The organism is Fibrobacter sp. UWB13, assembly GCF_900177805.1.
Classification (GTDB): domain Bacteria; phylum Fibrobacterota; class Fibrobacteria; order Fibrobacterales; family Fibrobacteraceae; genus Fibrobacter.
In genome coordinates this window covers 1,353,781-1,371,979 of record NZ_FXAX01000001.1, presented here as the reverse complement: position 1 = coordinate 1,371,979, position 18,199 = coordinate 1,353,781, and the positions used below count along the sequence as shown (strand labels likewise).

Genomic DNA, 18,199 nt, shown 5'->3' with positions numbered 1-18,199 from the left:
ACATAGAATAGATGTGCTTACTGGCAGAGGATGGAACTTCGGCTAGAACATTCGTTGTGGAAGAAACGGTGTGGACCGTAGGCTTTCAGGGCGTCTCGTTCATTGACGTAGGAAACTCTTATTAATGTGTTTTCGCTAGGCTTGTATTCCAGCGAAACATCTGGAATCAACACATTGACATTGCCTTGGCGTAAGTCCTCTCTTGCAATGCGCGAACCGTTGCTAATGTTTGCGTAAATTGGCATCCAGAGACCAATATTTGCGTATAAGTGAAGATTCGGTGTGAACTCGTAGGCAAAATGCCCCATAAAGCTTTGGTTTGCGAATGAACCGAAACTTCCTGCAACGAAATTGAGTGAATAGGTGTATGCGACTTTTAAGGCCGGGTCGAATGTTTGGTGACGGACCATGCGGTCGGAATCAAATTCGCGGTTCCAGGGGATGCCATCGTTTCGAAATTCGTAATTGGCATCGGCTTCATTGCTTTTGGATACTGATGTTTCGGCAATGACTTGGGATGCCATTTCGGACGGTTCGATGTTTGTGGTTACGTTTGCAAAAGCAAGCGTTGATATGCAAAGAGCAGATAAAATAATTCGTTTCATGAAAACGAATATACAAAAGTGTGCAAGGCGAGAGTAGTAAAATTGAACTTGTTCAATTTTATTACCGAGCCGCCGCCACGGACGCCGAAGGCGTCAAAAGTGTGCAATGCGAGAGTAGCAAAATTAACTACCAACAATAATGCGGGTTTCTCCATGGACAATCGTCGTAGAAGTAACGGTGTGGTCCATAGGCTCTGAAGGCATCTCGTTCGTTGACGTACATGATGCGGAATGAGACCTTGTCGCTCGGCTTGTATTCGAGCGCGATGTCTGGAATCAATACGCCCACGTTTCCTTGCTTCACGTCCTCGCGGGCAATGCGGTTGCCGAAATGGAGGCTTGAATAGAGTGGCATCCATAGTCCAACGTTGGCGTACAAGTGCAAATTAGGGGTGAACTCGTAAGCGAAATGAGCCATAAAGCTTTGCTGAGCAAACGATCCGAATGAACCGCCGATAAAACTTACGGAATAAGTGTAAGCGACTTTTAGCGCTGGGTCGAAAGTGTCGTGACGGACGAGGCGTTCGGGGTCAAAGTTCTCGCGGTTCCAGGGGATTCCGCTTTCTTGAATGACGTAGATTGTATCGACAATGGTATCTTGTGCTGCAACGAGAGTTTCCGAGAGCGCGGTAGAATCAGCCTTTGCGGGGGAGGCGGCAAAGGTGAACGCTGCTAGGAATAACACTGTAAAACACATGAATCGCATATCATGAATATAAAAAAAGGAGGCTTCGAAATAAAATGAAGTCTCCTCGTTTTGACGAAATTTTCAGTATTTATGGTTTACGCCTAGATTTTTTCGATGATTTCGTTTTTGCCGTTGACGCGGATGACAGTTGGCTTCCAGGTTTTGGCTTCTTCCGGAGACATCGTTGCATAAGCTACGATAATCACGAGGTCTCCCGGCTGTACCAAGCGAGCGGCTGCACCGTTCAGGCAAATCACGCCAGAACCGGCTTTACCTTCGATAACATAAGTATCGAGGCGAGAACCATTATTGACGTCAAGGACGCCGACTTTTTCGAAGGGGAGGATGCCTGCTGCATCCATCAAATCGCGAGCTATAGTGATGGAACCTTCATAGTTGAGGTTTGCATCAGTTACAGTAGCACGATGAATTTTGGCTTTAAGTAATTCTAGCTGCATTGCTGCTTAGAACTTGACATTGAAGAAACTTGCTACGCCCTGGTCCGGAGTCGGAATAACACCAAAGCTGAAGCGGTTTGCATCCGGGTTGCTATCCCACTGAGTGGTAATGAAGGCATCTGCAAAGGACCAGAGATGAGCAGCTGCGATTCCGAGGAATCCGTACCACCAATAGCTCTTGTCTTGAACTTTGAGAACCACAGTAACAGCAATACTACCGATTTCAAGGACATCCATGAAGGTTGCCTTAGCAGTTTGCTTTGTTTTCCACTGATAGTAGGAAGGAATTAAAAGAGAAAGATAAGCGCTACCCTGATCACCATTGCGATAGCGATAAGAACGGTCGATGTCAGCATCTTCCATGCCTTCGGCACGCTGGCTGAGCCAATCTTCTTCGCTCACACCGAGTCTGTTCCACGGCTTCTGGAGATATTCTGTCGGGCGGATGCCAAGTTCGACGAGCTTCGTCAACTTTTCGCGAGTGACGCCTTGTTCCTTAGCCTGCTGATATTCCCACTGAGTAAGACCCATGTCTTCATATTTGAAGCCATCCCATTGACCACCAGTTGCCTGTGCGTTACCAATGTTTGATTGAGTCGTTGCTTCAGCGTTAGCTTGTGCGATAGAATCTGCAGTTGCAGCGTCTTGGAAATCGTCAGAGAAGAGGTCGTCAGACTGAGCAAACGCTAGTGAGCCCGCGAAAAGAACAGCAGAAAGCACTTTGAACATGTTACTCATTTTGATCTCTTTCTTAAACGTTTAATGCCGGGGGAGGGAATCGAACCCTCACACTCTCGCGAGTACTGGATTTTGAGTCCAGCGCGTCTACCAATTTCACCACCCCGGCGGGGGAGCAACACAAATATAGCACTATTTTTGCTTTTTTTGTAGGTATTAAGCAAAAAAACGCAAGTTTTAGTCGATAAAATCTGTAAAAAATTTTTTCGAGTATAATTTTATTTGCTTAAAGGGCTTGTTTTACTAGCATCGGCCTGAATTCTACGTTAAGTGGGGCAAGCTTTTTAGCTCCGTAATCTACTGCGCTTTCCTTTGTCTCAAATGGACCTGTGCGAACTATATAAAGGACTTTGCCGCTTTCAAGCGTGTTCTGGATGATGGTGCAAGCGATGTTGCGCTTTTTAAGATTGTCTACGAGCAGGTCTGCATTGGACTTGACGCCAAATGCGCCCAGTTGCAGCTGCCATGCGGATTTTTCTTCGACAGGCTTTGCTTCGGGAGATTTTGTTTGTGCGGGTTCTGCGGTGACGGTTGCGGAGGCTACAGGCTTGGAGTCTGCGACTTTTGCGGCGTCATTGTTTGCAGATGGATTGCTGCTTGTTTGCGGGGCGGTACTTGCGACTTGATTGTTCTTGGCTTGCTCGGTTTGAGCTTGTTCCTTCTTGGCTGCGGCAAGCTTCTGGGCTTCCGGATTGCCGAGATTTTTGCAGGCTTCATTCAGCTCTTCGCTGTGGGCGCGGTCTTGAACGGCGACGCAGACTTTCTGCAACACAGTCACTTGGTGTGGTTGCGAAGTTTCAATAGCATGTACGAGGGATTCGGCGGCTTTGTTGTAGCGACCAAGGTACATTTGGAACTGGGCCTTGGTCATCATAAGGTCCGCGTAAATGGCTTGTTGCGGGTTCGTCTTGTCGATGAGACTGTCGAGACGCTTGCCTGCCTTGCTGAAATCAGCGGCAATACCCGTTTGCGAAAGGGCTAGCACGTTCCATAAATAACATTCGGTACGTGTGGCTTCGGGTTCGTTTGGGCAAACCTGTTCGTAAGCGGCTGCGGCGACTTTCCAGTTGCCATTGACGTAAGCTTTTTGGGCGGTGGCGAGAGTCGGTGCGGCCTCAGCAAAAGATGCTGTGGTGGCAAATGCGCACAGTGCGCCTGTAATAACCAAATTGTGAATAAAATATTTAGCCATATTACCCTCTAGTTACCCTCAAGAGTAAAGATACAAATATATTTACAAAATGGCAGACATGAAAGCGTGTAAGTCGTTGATACTCCGTAAGTTACGTGAATGAACCTCGGTGCGGAGTCTGCTTTTTCGATGGCTAATAGGCTTGCGCGAGGGGAGGGCTACACGAGAGTGCCGCGGAGCGTCCAGCCACGGATATCGTCAATTTTCACCTTGACGTAATCGCCCGGCTTGATGATGCGTCCTTCTTCCGGCTTGAAAATGACCTTCTTGAAGTTGTCCGTCTTGCCGACGAGTTCTGTCTTGTCGCGGGTGGAGCCGTGCTCGACGAGGATTTCTTCGGTGCGGCCAATCATCATCTGGTTGCGCTTGAGCGTAATGGCGTTTTGGAGTTCCACGAGGCGCGAATGGCGTGCCGACTTTTCTTCGGGCGTGAGGATCTCTGCTTCGTTGAACGATTCAGTGCCCTTGCGCGGGCTGTAGATGAACATGTATGCTGTGTCAAATTGGCAAGCTTCGAACGCCTTGATAGTCTGTTCGAAATCTTCGTCAGTTTCGCCGACAAATCCGCAGATGACGTCTGTTGAAATGGCGTAGTACGGATCCTTGCTGCGCAACTGCTCAATGACGGTCATGTACTGTTCCATGTTGTGCTGGCGGCGCATCTTCTTGAGGATGGCGTCGGAGCCGCTCTGGAGCGGAATGTGCGCGTAATGGCAGACCTTCGGGTTGTTCAAGAGAACGTCGATGAGTTCGTTCGTATAATGGCGCGGGTGCGGGCTTGTAAAGCGGATGCGCTTGATACCACCGATTTCGGAAACTTTTGTTAGTAAAGTCGTGAAGTCAGCGTTTGGCGTCTTGTAGGCATTCACCGTCTGGCCGAGCAACATCACTTCGGTGATGCCCTTGTCGGCGGCTCGCTTGACTTCTGTCAGCACGTCGTCCATGTCGCGGTATTTCTCGGGACCGCGGAGGTAGGGCACGATGCAGTAGCTACAGCGCTTGTTGCAACCGCGCTGGATCGCGACGAATGCGCTCACGTCATTCTGGAGCTTGGCGTATTCGCCGAGGTAGTTCTCGTCGCGGTCTTCGTCGATGAACATCTTATGGTGCGTCTTGTGCAGCGGGCTCTGGGCATCCCCGAACAGGAGTTCTGGAATTTTGCGGTACTGGTCCGGGCCTACGATGTAGTTCACGTTCTTGAGGCGCTTGAGCAGTTCCGGTCCGCGATTCTTAGCCATGCAACCGCACACAACGACTTTCACGTCGGGATTCTTCTTGCGCAAGTACTTGAGCTTGCTGATGTTGACGATGGCTGTTTCCTCGGCCTTTTCACGCACGCTGCAGGTGTTCACGATGATGATGTCGGCGTCTTCCTGGTTGTTCGTCTCGACGCAACCGCACATGTCCAGCTCCTGCGCAATCATCGCGGAGTCATATTCGTTCATCTGGCAGCCGTATGTGGCCAAGTGGTATTTTTTCATGCGGCCAAAGATAGTAAAAGCATGCAAGGCGAGAGAAGCGCGAAAGCTGACCATTATTGTAAAAGGCGGATGTTGCCGTTCGAATGTGCGGGAAATGCGAAAATGTGCTACAAAATTGCCAAAATACCTGATTTAGTAGCATGAAATTTGAATAAAATAACTAAAATTAATGCATGATTTCATGATTGAGCTCTTTTGTATGCTACAGGATTGCGTAAATGCCCGTTTTAGTAGCATAATTGCTGCGGCCTAGTCTTTAAATGTTGAATATAAAGTAAAATTTGTGCTACTAAATTGTTAAAAAGTTCATTTTTGTAGCATGTTTTTTCAAAAATTTCTCTTTGAATGTGAAATATGCTTCTCCACTTGTTTTTTCGCGACTATTTTTGCATATTTCAAATGTCGGGTTATGCAACCTGACCTATCTTATTATATGTAGGATGCGTTCGCTCCTCGGTTTGCTATATCGTTTATTATATGAACTATTACAAGAGGGTGCGATGCAATCATTTGAATGTTTGTCTCCCGACATTTTGTTGCTATCGTTACAAAATCGTGCGGAGGAACTTCTCCGTGCTGTTGAAAGAACGAAAAAATCTTTGAAGCGTGCTCCGCAGGGGCATTTGAGGCTCGCAAAACGCGGAAATCAATTTTACGGTTATCATTTGACTGATGCCAAATCGCTAAAGGGCGAATATATTCCCAAAGACAATGTTTCGCAAATGTCAAAACTTGCGCAGAAGGATTATGACGAAAAAGCACTTCGGGAAATGGAACATGAACTTTCGTTAATTGATGGTTTTATTGCAAAATACAGTCCCGAAGAATTGACAAACATTTACAATCGGATGAATGAAGTCCGCAAGTCTTTGGTTGAACCAATCCTGCTTTCGGATGAAGAATATGCGAGGCGATGGCTTGCTGTGCCGTATAAGGGAAAACATTTTGAAGCGGGAGTTCCAGATTTGCGGACTGCAAAGGGCGAACGAGTACGTTCAAAGTCAGAGGTGATTATTGCGGATACGCTTGGGCGTTTGGGAATCCCTTATAAATACGAATGTCCGTTGAAACTCGCGGATGGTGGTCGGAGCGTTTATCCAGATTTTACTTGTCTTGATTTGCGTACACGTAAAGAACTGTTATGGGAACATTTGGGAATGATGGATAATCCTGAGTATGCTTCTTTGTCGGTCAAAAAATTATCGTCTTACCTCCAATGCGGCTATGTCCCTGGGAAAAATCTCATAATTTCAATGGAAAGTTCTGAAAAACCGTTGAGCCAAACAGAAGTAAGATTAATTATTCAAGGTGTATTTAGGGGGAATGGAAAGTAACTCTGAAATACTGTATGTCGATGAAAATTTGTATTATTCCTACTATGAATAATATCGCAAAATCTCATTTGTTCTTGCTTGGCTTAGTTCTCCTGACAATGCTTTGGTCTGTTGTCGGAGTTGAAGATACTTACCTCACGTGGATTCTTGAAGCGGCTCCCGCGATTGTCGGGCTGTTGGTCCTTGTATTTACATACAAAAAGTTCAGGATGCCCACGTATCTTTACGTGGTAATGGCTTTCCATATGGCGGTGCTTTTGGTGGGGGCGCATTATTCGTATGCGAAGGTTCCTCTTGGATTCTGGATGGAAGATTGGTTCGGCTGGACGCGAAACAACTACGATAAAATTGGGCATTTGATGCAGGGCGTTACTCCTGCACTTGTGATGATTGAACTTTTGCGCCGAACGACTCCAATCAAGACGGCTGGCTGGACGGGATTCTTGTCGGTGTGTGTGGCGGAGGCTATTTCTGCGCTTTATGAAATTATTGAGTGGTTGGCATCGCTCAGCAATCCGACGGATACGGAAGCATTCCTGGGAACGCAGGGCTACATTTGGGATACACAGACGGATATGTTCATGTGCCTTATCGGGGCGACCATTTCTGTTTTAATTTATTTGAATGTTAAAAAGTTCCGCAAATTAGAAACTTAAGAAATATATTTAAGTCATGGTTGGATTTTGGGTGATTGCTTTAGATAAAAAGATGGCGGCGTTTTGCGCGCTGGCCTTTGCGCTGCTTTTTGCTGCTTGTAGCAACGATGATAATGGTACTGTTTTGGTGAATCCTGTAGGTGGCGAAAGTTGCGCTGCCATTGAAGTATCAAGTTCTTCGGATTACGCGTTGTCCTCGTCTGTTGTGATATCGAGTTTTTCTGCGGATGAGCTTGTTGCGATTACAACGACTGTTATGGAGGATACGCTTGAAATTTTTGCATTCGGGGGTGTGAATCTTAACGTTGTTGCGGATTCGTTCCTGACAAAGTTTGATTATGGCGATGTCGTGACGGTGATGATTGCGGGCTACGATACAGTGGACGTTCCTGTAGTTGCGGGTTACGGATATGTTTTCCCCGGTGAATTCTTTTTGTATGTCTCCGAGGGGTTGAATTATATCAAGCTTGAGGCTCGTTACGGCCAAATGGCTGAGGTTGTTGGTCTTGAGCGAGGTTTAACATTCCCGATAGATGTTGTTGTGCAGATGAAGGAAAAGGGTGGCTATGTGGACCATCTTGAAAATTTGAAGTCGCTTTCGTTTGCTTATTATTCAGAATCGTATCCAGACTTATCAATTGAGGAGTTTGCGAATTTTAGAATGGTGCGTACAACCGGAATGGGCGAGGGCGTGCTTTATCGTTCTTCAAGTCCGATTAATCCTTCTATTTATCGCAATGCCATTGCGGATTCGTTGGCGGCGGTGGCTGGCGTTAAGGCTTTTGTGAACCTTGCAGATGAATTGCAATATGCCGAAGAATACAAAGGCTATGCTGAATCTTATTATGCAACGCAGAATGTGGTCTATCTTAATGTGGAACCTGCTTTTGCGAATTCGCCGTTCAAGGAAGGGCTTGTCAAAGGCTTGCGCTATATGATAGAGCATGACGGCCCGTATCTTGTGCATTGCACGTATGGCATGGATCGAACTGGGTTTACGATTGCTGTGCTCGAAGCGCTGATGGGGGCAACCGCTGGTGAAATCAAGGCGGATTACGCCACGACTCACAAGAATTTTTACAACGTGGTCGATGGTAAACATGTTGATTTAACAACAAAGCAGGTTGAGCTGCTTCAGGCGATTATTGTAAGACTTATGCAGAATTCGTTCAAAACGGCTGGTGTTGATATCTCTGATTTCGAAAATGCAGATTTAGCGTCCGCTACAGAAAAGTATTTGCTGGCGCTCGGCATGGAACAATCAGAAATCGAAGCGCTGAAATCGCGACTGAAGTAGATAATTTTGTTATTTATGATGTATGGCAAAAAACTTTAGCAAATTTCTTGGCAAAATCGCTTTGATGACCGCTGCAACGTTGTGGTCGGCTTGTAACGATTCTGATAAAAAGGCGGAGGATCCTAAATCAGATACAAAGTCGATTGTTAATCCGATAAAGTTGAAAAAGGGTGAACTCTCTAAAATTTATCGTGATAGTATTCCTGTAAAAACGCTAAAACCCGACTTGGGTGGATTTATGCAAAATCAAACTGTGGCTCTTTATGGTGTCCTTCCGGATGTTGTTCACAAAGGGGGTGATGGCAAGGTGGTCCCTAGATGCCGTATTAATCCTTTGTCTGCAAAAAACGTTGTCGTTGAAGGTCGTGATATTGATGTTCAGACTTTTTTAAAGGTTTATCGCCAACGAGTTCCTGGTTTACGTTTTATCTTCGATAAGAATGTAAGGCGTCGATCAGATTTAGCAAGTGAATTTGAAGGAAGAATAGTCTTGACTTTGAAAATTGCTTCAAGCGGCGAAGTTGAAAATGTTCAAATTAAATCGACTACAATTGCCGAAAATAGCCCCTTTAGCGCTATTAATGAAGATGTCAAGGAATCTGTCAGCCATTGGAAATTCCCGAAAACGAAAAACGGGGCGACTTTCTCGTTCCCGATTTCCTTTTACATGATGCTTCCGCAACCATCGATGTTTGATGATTCGTCCTCAATAAAGAACAAGTAGCTTGTCGCTATGTTCTAGCCTTTCTGCGGTTCGCGATTTTCGTAGTCTTCGAGGAATGAATGCAGTTCGCCGCCGGCCTTGAATCCGGGGAATGTCTCGATGCAGACGGAGTGCAGGCTGTTGAAAATGCTCTTTTCGATGTTCGGATTTTCGCGTTTGAGGCGTTTGATGAGCGCCTTGATTTCTTGACGCTTGCTTCCACCACCGCCGTTGTCGCAGACGGTGCAACTTTCGGTAAAGCGGCAGGCGCACTGGATAAACTGCAGCCCGTTGTAATTTTTCCAGTTGATAATGTCTTGCTCGTTGATGCAATACATGGGGCGGATGAGTTCCATGCCGCCGAAATTCAGGCTGTGGAGCTTGGGCATCATGCCTTGCAGTTGCGAACCGTAGAACATCGCCATGACGGTGGTCTCGATGACGTCGGAGAGGTGGTGACCTAGCGCAATTTTATTGCAGCCCAGGTCCTTTGCCTTGTGGTAGAGGTGGCCGCGGCGCATCTTGGCGCAAACGTAGCAGGGGGAACGTTCGGTGTTGTTCGCCACGTCGAAAATGTTCGTCTCGAAAACGGTGATGGGGATTTCCAGGAGCTTTGCGTTGCTTTCGATTTTCTGGCGGTTGATTTCGTTGTAGCCGGGGTCCATCACCAGGTATTCCACGTCGAATTTCACGTCGCTATGGCGGTGGAGCATCTGGATGAGCTTCGCCATGAGCATGGAATCCTTGCCGCCGGAAATGCAGACAGCGATTTTGTCGCCTTCTTCGATGAGCTTGTAGTTTTTGATGGCGGTAATGAACGGCGTCCAAAGCCTTTCGCGGTATGTTTTCGAAATGCTCCGTTCTACGCTTTGGACAAATGAAAGTTCTCTTGCCATTTTCATTACCTTTTTTGCGTTTACTTGCAAAGTTCCTTGTAGCAGCTGTCGAATGCGTCCATGAATTCGTCGATTTCTTTTTCGGTGGTGAGGTGCGAAAGGCTTATGCGCCAGGAGTTCAATGCGTTTTTGCGGTCGCGGCTGACGGCAAAAACGGCGCGGGAGGGGAGTGCATCCACGCTGCAGGCGGACTTGACTGACACGCAGATTCCTTTGTCCGAAAGTGCCTTTTGGAAAACGCTTCCGCGAACCCCTGCGACACTCAGGTTCAAGATGTGCGGGACTGCGTCTGCGGGCGAATTGATGCGGACTTTCGGATAGCCGCAGAGTTTTTCTTGCAAAATCGTTCGCAGTTCCTTGACGCGGGCAAATCGCTCTTCGAAAAGTTCCATGGCAAGCGACAGCGCTGTTTCAAGGGATGTGTCCAGCGCGAGCGTCGGGGTTCCGCTGCGGTAAATGGTGGTACTGGCACCGCCGTAAATGAGCGGCTCCATGGCGATTCCGCTTTTTTTGTACAAAAGCCCGCTGCCCGAAAGCCCGTAGAACTTGTGCGCGCCGATGCTTGCCGTGTCTACCAAATTCAGGTTTATGGGCGTTTTCCCGATGGCCTGCGTCGCATCCACGTGAAGGCTGCAGTTCGGGAACTCGCGGACAATCTTACTGATGGATTCCAGCGGCTGCACGGTCCCGAGTTCGCTATCGACTGCATTCACTGTTACGAGCACCGTATCTTTGCGGAGCAGGCTGCGTAAGTCTTCCAGGTCGATTTTCCCGTCGGTACCGATTTTTACCATCTCGATTTCGTAGCCTGCTTCTTGCAGAGCCGTGAGCGTGGCGCTTACCGAAGAATGTTCCAGCGGGTTCGTGACGATGTGCTTGCCCACATGGCGCTTGGCCTGGACGATGCCGCGGATGGCGGTATTGTTGCTTTCGCTGGCGCCCGAGGTGTAAATGATTTCGTCGGGGTTTACGCCCAAAAGTTTCGCGATGGAATCGGTCACTTGGGCGAGGAAAGCTTTTGCTGCATGTCCTGCTTCGTGATTTGAATTGGCGTTGCCGATAAACCTGCGTTCAACTTCGCAGAATCGTTGCAAGGCTTCTTCGCATGCCGGGGTGTTTGCCGTGTAGTCGAAATAGGACATAACTATCAAAAAGATAGAAAATTGGGAGGTGCCTTCTGCGGTTAAATGAACTCGGCGAAGTCCTTGATATGGCCTGCGGTGTAGCGGGGCTCCAGCGGGAGCAAGTTTTCTGCTTTGCCGAAGCCTTCGAAAAGCGTGATACAGTCAATGCCTGCGTTTTTTGCTGCTAGAACGTCGGGAGTGTCGTCACCAATCATAATTGCTTTATCGGGAGCAATTCCGGTTTGGCGGAGAATCTCGTAAATGCCGGCAGGACTTGGCTTGCGTTCGGGGGTGGTGTCGCCGCAGAGGTATGTGGCGAAAGAATTTTCAAGACCGAATTTTTTGAGAATCTTTTGTGCGGGGGCGACCGGCTTGTTCGTAAGCATCGCCGCGCATTTAGCCCCGGCGCAGTTCCCATTACTTGTCGCGCAATCCCCATCACGGTTTTCATCGGCGATTCGTTGCAGTAGTTCCACGACGCCTTTGTACGGTTCCGTATTTTCTATGCAATGCTCCCAGTAGAAATCTGAATAAACTTTATGGATTTCCTTGATTTTCTCTTCGCTGTAGTTTTCGCGGGCTAGCGTTTCTGCGATTTTTGCCATGTCGCGGGTGCTTGCGACGGGAATGAAATTTGCAGCGACTGCTCGACGGATCAAGTTCATGGAACCGTTCCCGATGAATGTGCGCACGTCGTCGTTTGAATGCGTGTGCAGGCCGAATTGTGTCATCGCGTAGTTTACGGCTGGCGCTAAATCGCCAAGCGTATTGAATAGCGTGCCGTCTAGGTCGAAAATGAACAGTTCTTTTTGCGCGATGAGAGCTTTGATTTCGTCGAGTGAAGTCATGGCGCCAAAGCTAGAAATTTTGTATATTCACACCATGATGTCTAAAATTTTTAAATCTGTTTTTGCGACGGCACTCGCTTTTTCGGCGACGGTCATGGCTGAAGATATTATCCGTTTTGTGCCGGATCCTTACCCGATTGGTTATGCGGATCAGGGCGATGTGCGCCATATCGTCATCAAGGGTGCTAATATTACAAATAAAGAAATTGTTCTTGAAACTGTGATGGGCCAGGGCATTGGCATGTCGAACTTCAAGTATCCGACGAAAATTGCGCCGAATGCTGCGGTGACGATTGAATTCGATATGGATTTTGCAGGCATGGACGGCCAAATCAACCCGGTCGTGGTGATGGTCGATAATCAGGGCAAGTCGTATGCAGCACAGCTCGACGGCTATGTGAAAAATCCGATTTTCTTTGGCGAAAAGCTTTTTGATACGGGCTATTATGCCGCCAATGAAAAGCGTGAATGGACGTTCTACGTTTGGGGAACGGACAAGAAGACGCGCCCGGACTTGGCGCTTGATGAAAATGCCCAGAAGGAATTCAAGCTCAAGACCAAGAACGTGATGCTCAATGTCGATGACATGGGCAAAATCAAGGAAGGCGGCAAGGTGCCTGGCATCAAGGTCACGCTTTCGACCGCTGGACTTACACGCACGGGCTGGGAACTCAAGCAGAAGAGCATCCGCAAGATTGTGGGCTTCAAGAGCAAAAAATTCCCGAAGGCAACGCCCGAAGTGCTGATTATCGGCTATTGGAAGGACTAGCGATATTCTAGAAAGGACTGGAAGTGCCGGAATGGGCTAATTAATGCTTTTTTCGGGAGTTTGCCTTGAAAAAATACCGTGGTTTAACTAACTTTGGCATACTCTTGTAAGAGACCTCGGGATGTAGCTCAGCCTGGTAGAGCGCTTGAATGGGGTTCAAGAGGTCGCTGATTCGAATTCAGTCATCCCGACTAAAAAGACTCGTCATTGACGAGTCTTTTTTGCGTTATAGCTTGCGAGCTTTGAGCGCGCATCTTGATGTGTGCCGTTTGGATTGCGCGCGTCTTGTACGCGCGTTTCGCGAATTATAGCCCGTGTTCGAGCGAGTAATCCGAAATTTTGATGAGCGTGTCGAGCGTAGCGTGCATTTTGGCAGTGCGTTCGGCTTCTGTTTTAGCGAGGTCGTGTTCCTGGCGCATGTCGCCATCGTTAAAGAGGTAGACTTCGTCGTTGCTTGCGGTCTTGGAAACAACGCGGTAGTTGTCAAGACCGAGCGCGGAGTAGCCCGAGTAAGCGCCTAGCGAGAGTCCTGCGCGTTCCTTTTTAACGCTTGTGCTATCTGCATTGAGAATGGTTTCTGTGTCGCGCAGCAAGTTGTGTCCCATGAAAATGTTCGGAACCGCGTAGCCTGCGAGTTCAAGCACGGTGGGGGCGATGTCGATTTGTGCGGCTGTCGTCGTGTCGCGTGTTGCGTCGAGTCCCTTGCCGTGGATAAAGAACGGAATCCAGCTGATGTTCGAGAATCCGCCGCCGTTCATGGTCGAAACGCCGTTTTCACCCAAGGGGAATCCATGGTCTGCCATGATGATGACGTAGGTGTTCTTGTACCATTCTTCGTTTTGGATGGCGCGGATGAATCGGGCGAGCTGCCTGTCGGCGTAATTCATCGTGACGTTGATGCGTTCTTGCAACGGGCGTGCTTTTTCTTCTTCGGTCATGCCGGCTGCAAAGTTGAACGGGTAATGGTTGGAGCGCGTCATAAGCGTGGCGAGGAACGGCTTACCAACTTTGGAAAGCGTGTCGCGTACGAATTCTGCGGCATGGTCCATGAATGTCGAATCGTCTTCGCGTTCGCGGCTGTAATGTTCGGCGGTGTACCATTTTGCCATCCAAACGCCAAGGTTATCCCAGGCGGGGTCTGCGGCAGACATGTAATGCGTGCTGTAGCCATTCTCGGTTAGCACCGAGACAAAACTCGGGAGCGTCACATGTGCAAGGTCGGTGGCTTGCGCGAGTCTGGAGTGGTGCGGGATTCCGAGGTGCGTCGAAAGGACGCCTCCGGTGGTCGGGACGCCACTCGTGTGCATGCGCATCCACACGTGCGAATTGGCGGCGAGCGAATCAAGGAACGGCGTGGGCGAGGGCTGAATCTGCGGATTCATATAGCCTGTATTGAGCCCGCGATGCGATTCCATGAGCACGAGGATAAAGTTTGGCTTCATTTCGCGCTGGGCGGCGAGCTTTTCGCTGTTCTGGAGTTCTGCGGTTGGGACTCGGTAAAGCGGGAGACCGTGGCCTTCCTTGGCGTCCGAGAATTTCCAAAGGCTATCGCCTTCAACGCGCTGCCACAAATTCTGGTAGGAGGTTCGGTAGGTGGCAAGCTCTTTTTCTGTAAGACCTGCAACTTTTTTAGTGACAAATAAATCGTTGTAGACGAGCGATACGACAGGACGGAGTTTTGCCATGCGGGCGTTTCCGGTCCAGATAAAATAAACGAACAAGTACGAGGCGATGTAGAAAATGACCATTGCGATGACGGACTTTTTTATGCGGAATCCGTCAGGCGTGCGGTAATGCTTGTACAACAGCTTGTAAAGACCATAGGTCAGCGGGAGCATCAGCACGAGTACGACGAACTGCAAGTACGGAACGGACAAGTCGTTTGCCACGTAGTCGTAGAACATGGCAATGGACGAAGTGTCTTTGTACGTGTCCATAAGCCCAAAGCTTAAATGCCCGCCGAGGAATCGCATCACTTCGTTATCGAGGAGCGTAAAGAGCAGAATGACGCTATGAAAAACCGTGTAGGCGATTGTCGTGATTTTTGTTTTATTAAACTTTGCGGCAATCCCGCCGAGCACCATAAACACCACGAGCGCATTGCAAATCCACATGAAGTCGATGCAAACCGCGTGGAAAATGAACCAGTCCGGCTTAGATACAAACGGGAATCCGTAAGGGTTACTGCGGAACAAGAGCATCACGCGTAGCAGAATGTGCGTGACCCAGAATGCGAGCGAGATTAAAACCAAGTTCTTGGATGGCTCGAAGAACTTGGCGATTTTCTGTATAAAGTTTTTCATTTCTTGAGTCCGGAAATTTCTTTGTACAAAGCGAGCTGGCGCTTGAAGCAATCGTTCCAGCTGAATTTTTCAGCGTATTTTCGAGCTTTAATCTTCTTGTCGGTGAGATCGGAATGGTAGAGCTCGACAATCGCATCTGCCAAGGCTTCAGGCGTGCGTTCCTTGAGGATTGTGCCTGCGCCCGATTCCGTGACGTGTTCGAATGCGGCTCCGGCGGCAGCTCCGACGAGTGCGTTTCCGCTTGCCATGCTTTCCAAAATAGAAAGACCAAAAGTTTCCCAGCCAGAGAGTGCAAGTCCCATGTCGACGCTAGCGTAATAGCGAGCCATCTCGTCGATGGAATTCACAAAGCCGATATAGCTGACGTGCTTGTATTTTGCGGCCGCTTCTTGTACGAGCGGGAGGCTTGGGCCCGTGCCTGCAAAGACAATGGCGGGCTCGTGTCCGAGCTTTTGCGTCAAGATGTCATAAGCGCCGAGAACGAGGTCAATGCCTTTTTCGTTGCAATGCCTGTGCGGGAAGAATATCGTGAGGCGGTTCGGATCGCCATCCTTGAGTTCGTTTACGAGTGCTTCGTCGCGGCGGCTTGGCGAGAATGTATCGATGTCGCAACCGAGCGGAATCCAACGCGGGTCGGGGAGTCCGTTCTTCTTGAGGCGAGCCATCGCTTCTTTCGAAGACGCTTGTACGCAATCGTAGCCTTTAAATTCTTGCTTGGCGTACCAGAATGCTATTCTGCGGGAGAGAACGCCTACGCCTGTGCCGAATTTTTTGGCGATGGGGCGCCCCACGTAAGTCACGGGGAAGTCGGCGTGCCAAAAGCTGAACAGTGCCGCATTGGGAACAACTTTTTTTGCAATGCTGCGCACGGCGGATGGCAAAATGTAGGGCGAACCCACTTCAATCACGTCCGGCTTGTACTTCTCAAGAATCGGTCGAATTTGTTTGGACTTCCACATAAAGCGGTATTCCCAGTTGCCGGGGAATCGGAATGCTTCTACATGTTCGATAATTAAACCATCGCTTCGCGTTTCTGTATAAGTGCTTGCCGAGGGCATCACGAAGACGGAACGGACTTCGTTTTGGCGTTTGTAAAACGCCATTTTCTGCAAATGGTAACGGCGGACTCCGCCTCCTGACGGACTCCAGAAGTTGTTAAAATCGACAATGGTAAACATTAAGCTTCTTTCATGCGGCTAGATTGTGGGTCAATCAAAATCTTGTCTTCGTACACGCGGCTTGTGCCCATGCGCTTGGAATCCACCGAGAGATTTAGGATGCCATCTTTTTCGGTAAGCCAGTAAATGGCGTCGGAATCGCGGAGGTACGCACGCGGGCCGAGGAGTCCCATGTTAGAATCGATGAGCTCGCCACCGAGGAATATCGGGATATCGAGCGCCTTGTACAAGTCGAGCATGATGGACGAACGCTTCTCGTGGATGTCCGGGAGTTCCGGACGGTCGGTAATTTTCATGTGGTCGATACCGTCAATCACGAGAATCAAGTCCGGGTGGTCCTTGAGTTCCTGGCTAAACGTCTTGAGCAAGTCGTTAAAGTCAAGCGACGGCATATCGTCCCAGATTTCGAGACGGTTGTTGCGCACGTAACCCATGAGCTCGCGCGTTGCATCCAAAATCTTTTTATTGATTTCGTTATTCGTATTCTGTTTGCGGACGTTCAAAATTGATTCGCCGATGAGCATGGAAACGAAACGGTCAAAGATTTGACGACGTGGCGTTTCGTAAGCGACGTAAATGACCTTGAGGTTCGGGTTGCTCTCGATAAGGTCGAGCGTAAGGCTCGAAAGCAAGAATGTCTTGAGGCCGAATGGCTGAGACGATACAAAGAAACATCCCGACTGAACGCCGTCGATTTCCTTGGTGAGCTTCGGGAATGTGCTGAGCTTGTAGCCTACGCTCTGGTCTGGCGGGCATGCCATTGCGGTATCGAAGTTCTCCTTGATGTCCTGCAATAGCATGGAGCGGCGGTGCGAATGAATGGTATCGACTTCGGTATTGGCAATAAGGTCGATGAGCTGATCGGCGCCGTTCTTGCGGACAAATGTATCGACAGATTCGTCTTTCGGGAGCACGATGGACTTGAGGCTCATGTGCATCTGTTCGGCGAGCTTCAAGTACTTCTGAATTTTGAGTTCCTGATTGCGACGGTCTTCTTCACGGCGCAAGATGACGGTAAACGCTTCGGCACCGCAAGCCTTGAGTTTGTACAGGTGGTTGATGTTCAGTTCTTGGAACATCGTGGAGACAACGCCCGGGATGCCGGCGAGGTCAGCGGTGAGCGCGTCAAAGAATCCCTGTACGATAATGGGGTTTTCGCTATCTGCCTGGATGTTGAACGGAATAACGGTCGGGCCGGAAGCATACGTAATGTAGGTATGGCTCTTTTCGTTATCGTCGATGAGTCTACCATAAACGGAATGGATAAATCCCTTGGAATTGCGGGCCGGAATGGTAATTCGCGGTTCGTGGTACGCTTCGAGGTTGTCGAGGTAAAAACTGATCTGGTGGCGTTCGATGCCGGAGAGCATGCAGTAGCTGATGAATGGTTCCGGGTCGCCGCTGTAGTAACCGAGACCGTAAAGTTGGGCTTGGCCAATGCTCCAGCCGCGGGCTTCGAGGAACTTTGCCGAGGAGGGACTCTTGCAGGCTGCCCAGTGGCAGTAACGCACAAAGCATTCGAGCACTTTGGACTTTTCGCCACCGACTTCCTTGACCCACGGGTGTTCGCTATCCTGGCTGTTCGCAATGTCCTTGTCGAGTGCGCCGAGGAATTCAAAAGCTTCGGAACGGGCGGTCTGTTCGTCTACGCCGTTAAAGCGGCTCTTCATCAAAAAATCGACCAAGTCGCCTTCGGCACCGCATTGGAGACAGCGATAGCGCCAATAACCTAGCGCATCGTAGAAAAACAGCGATGTTTCTTCCGGTGAGTGGAACGGACAGCAGGCGATAAGGTTGCGCCCCCAACGGCTCAGGGGAATTCCCAGCTGCCTCGGGTGAGCTTTGGTTCTCATATACTCTGCATGTTCTTGATCAATCAGCATTGCGGCCTCCTATAAGAGAAATCTAATAAAGTACGCCCCCATAAAT

The 18,199-nt window shown here is 49.0% G+C and carries 17 protein-coding genes and 2 tRNA genes; 6 read left to right on the top strand and 13 right to left on the bottom strand.

Translation table 11 applies throughout. The features are described from left to right. Nucleotides 1–17 precede the first annotated feature (17 nt). The 7 genes from B9Y77_RS05725 to miaB form a co-directional block, all read right to left on the bottom strand. Entirely contained in the window at nt 18–605 is a 588-nt protein-coding gene (locus B9Y77_RS05725; RefSeq protein WP_085490801.1) for a hypothetical protein, read from the bottom strand. Nucleotides 606–732: 127 nt separating this feature from the next. Further along, the gene (locus tag B9Y77_RS05720) at nt 733–1,311 is read right to left on the bottom strand and encodes a hypothetical protein (RefSeq protein ID WP_085490800.1); all 579 of its coding nucleotides are present in this window, start codon (nt 1,309–1,311) and stop codon (nt 733–735) included. 83 nt (nt 1,312–1,394) lie between these two features. Further along, a complete protein-coding gene (gene panD / locus B9Y77_RS05715; protein ID WP_012820298.1) occupies nt 1,395–1,751 on the bottom strand; it encodes an aspartate 1-decarboxylase in 357 nt (118 codons plus the stop codon). A 6-nt stretch (nt 1,752–1,757) separates the two neighbouring features. Next, nucleotides 1,758–2,489, bottom strand: coding sequence for a hypothetical protein (locus B9Y77_RS05710; RefSeq protein WP_073423187.1), 732 nt, complete (start codon nt 2,487–2,489; stop codon nt 1,758–1,760). A gap of 25 nt (nt 2,490–2,514) precedes the next feature. Next, nucleotides 2,515–2,598: transfer RNA gene (locus B9Y77_RS05705), tRNA-Leu, on the bottom strand. 117 nt (nt 2,599–2,715) lie between these two features. After that, entirely contained in the window at nt 2,716–3,681 is a 966-nt protein-coding gene (locus B9Y77_RS05700; RefSeq protein WP_073423186.1) for an SPOR domain-containing protein, read from the bottom strand. Nucleotides 3,682–3,839: 158 nt separating this feature from the next. Then, complete coding sequence (miaB, locus tag B9Y77_RS05695) at nt 3,840–5,162, bottom strand: tRNA (N6-isopentenyl adenosine(37)-C2)-methylthiotransferase MiaB (RefSeq protein WP_012820295.1); 1,323 nt, start codon at nt 5,160–5,162, stop codon at nt 3,840–3,842. Between the two features lie 500 nt (nt 5,163–5,662). Between miaB and B9Y77_RS05690 the strand changes: the two genes are divergently transcribed. From B9Y77_RS05690 to B9Y77_RS05675, 4 genes are read left to right on the top strand one after another with little or no spacing between them, the layout of a single operon-like run. Continuing rightward, nucleotides 5,663–6,496 carry a PDDEXK family nuclease gene (locus tag B9Y77_RS05690; protein ID WP_085490799.1) on the top strand — a complete coding sequence of 278 codons (834 nt, stop codon included), beginning with the start codon at nt 5,663–5,665 and terminating at the stop codon, nt 6,494–6,496. Nucleotides 6,497–6,540: 44 nt separating this feature from the next. Next, on the top strand, nt 6,541–7,152 hold the full coding sequence (locus B9Y77_RS05685) for a DUF2238 domain-containing protein (RefSeq protein ID WP_254899933.1): 612 nt from the start codon (nt 6,541–6,543) through the stop codon (nt 7,150–7,152). Between the two features lie 16 nt (nt 7,153–7,168). Then, nucleotides 7,169–8,449, top strand: coding sequence for a tyrosine-protein phosphatase (locus tag B9Y77_RS05680; protein ID WP_254899932.1), 1,281 nt, complete (start codon nt 7,169–7,171; stop codon nt 8,447–8,449). Nucleotides 8,450–8,471: 22 nt separating this feature from the next. Then, a complete protein-coding gene (locus B9Y77_RS05675) occupies nt 8,472–9,173 on the top strand; it encodes an AgmX/PglI C-terminal domain-containing protein (protein WP_085490797.1) in 702 nt (233 codons plus the stop codon). Nucleotides 9,174–9,187: 14 nt separating this feature from the next. Here B9Y77_RS05675 and B9Y77_RS05670 read toward each other — a convergent pair whose 3' ends face one another. The 3 genes from B9Y77_RS05670 to B9Y77_RS05660 are packed head-to-tail and all read right to left on the bottom strand — an operon-like array spanning nt 9,188 to nt 12,020. Beyond that, on the bottom strand, nt 9,188–10,048 hold the full coding sequence (locus tag B9Y77_RS05670; RefSeq protein WP_073423897.1) for a tRNA 2-thiocytidine biosynthesis TtcA family protein: 861 nt from the start codon (nt 10,046–10,048) through the stop codon (nt 9,188–9,190). 20 nt (nt 10,049–10,068) lie between these two features. Continuing rightward, nucleotides 10,069–11,190, bottom strand: coding sequence for a cysteine desulfurase family protein (locus tag B9Y77_RS05665; RefSeq protein ID WP_085490796.1), 1,122 nt, complete (start codon nt 11,188–11,190; stop codon nt 10,069–10,071). Nucleotides 11,191–11,231: 41 nt separating this feature from the next. Next, complete coding sequence (locus tag B9Y77_RS05660) at nt 11,232–12,020, bottom strand: HAD family hydrolase (RefSeq protein WP_085490795.1); 789 nt, start codon at nt 12,018–12,020, stop codon at nt 11,232–11,234. A 34-nt stretch (nt 12,021–12,054) separates the two neighbouring features. Between B9Y77_RS05660 and B9Y77_RS05655 the strand changes: the two genes are divergently transcribed. Together B9Y77_RS05655 and B9Y77_RS05650 are read left to right on the top strand one after the other, a co-directional pair. Next, nucleotides 12,055–12,789 carry a hypothetical protein gene (locus tag B9Y77_RS05655; RefSeq protein WP_139829265.1) on the top strand — a complete coding sequence of 245 codons (735 nt, stop codon included), beginning with the start codon at nt 12,055–12,057 and terminating at the stop codon, nt 12,787–12,789. Between the two features lie 117 nt (nt 12,790–12,906). Continuing rightward, a tRNA-Pro gene (locus B9Y77_RS05650) sits at nt 12,907–12,980 on the top strand. 114 nt (nt 12,981–13,094) lie between these two features. Here B9Y77_RS05650 and B9Y77_RS05645 read toward each other — a convergent pair. From B9Y77_RS05645 to B9Y77_RS05635, 3 genes are read right to left on the bottom strand one after another with little or no spacing between them, the layout of a single operon-like run. After that, nucleotides 13,095–15,092, bottom strand: a complete 1,998-nt coding sequence (locus B9Y77_RS05645) for an LTA synthase family protein (RefSeq protein ID WP_085490793.1) — start codon at nt 15,090–15,092, stop codon at nt 13,095–13,097. Continuing rightward, a complete protein-coding gene (locus tag B9Y77_RS05640; RefSeq protein ID WP_085490792.1) occupies nt 15,089–16,270 on the bottom strand; it encodes a glycosyltransferase in 1,182 nt (393 codons plus the stop codon). The genes B9Y77_RS05645 and B9Y77_RS05640 overlap by 4 nt, the downstream gene beginning before the upstream one ends. Next, nucleotides 16,270–18,153 carry a CHC2 zinc finger domain-containing protein gene (locus B9Y77_RS05635; RefSeq protein WP_085490791.1) on the bottom strand — a complete coding sequence of 628 codons (1,884 nt, stop codon included), beginning with the start codon at nt 18,151–18,153 and terminating at the stop codon, nt 16,270–16,272. The genes B9Y77_RS05640 and B9Y77_RS05635 overlap by 1 nt, the downstream gene beginning before the upstream one ends. Nucleotides 18,154–18,199: the final 46 nt, after the last annotated feature.